The organism is Acinetobacter sp. ME22 (assembly GCF_022012315.1).
Lineage (GTDB): Bacteria > Pseudomonadota > Gammaproteobacteria > Pseudomonadales > Moraxellaceae > Acinetobacter > Acinetobacter brisouii_A.
In genome coordinates this window covers 1-364 of record NZ_JAKLTL010000052.1, presented here as the reverse complement: position 1 = coordinate 364, position 364 = coordinate 1, and the positions used below count along the sequence as shown (strand labels likewise).

Here is a 364-nt window from a genome sequence, read left to right as displayed (position 1 = left end):
ATTGTCGGTCATTCTGGAAGATGTCTATATTGGAACTTCACCCACCATGCCAGACTCCAAGTGGCGGGTGCAACGCATTCACACAGTACAAAATGGAGCAACGCAATGGTATGACGAAAAGGCTGAAATCTTTCGCTATGGTGATCAGGTGGATGCAGATGGCTACTTCCTGTATCACGTGCAAGATGGCTTTACCGACTTAGGTCAGCTGTCCGAATATGCAGGGCTAGATTACATAGATGATTTGTGGGTTTCAGCTCAGGGACCCTTTGGAACACTGGCAACAGCACCCCTTGCAGCACCCAATACCGCGGTTGCCTCTGCTGCAGGTCGTGCCATCATGATTCGTCATTATCTGATCGTG

The 364-nt window shown here is 49.5% G+C and carries 1 pseudogene; it reads left to right on the top strand.

Annotation, left to right across the window (positions count from 1 at the left end):
- Positions 1-364 (top strand): annotated as a pseudogene (locus LVY74_RS17650) (phage tail protein); the annotation flags it as partial.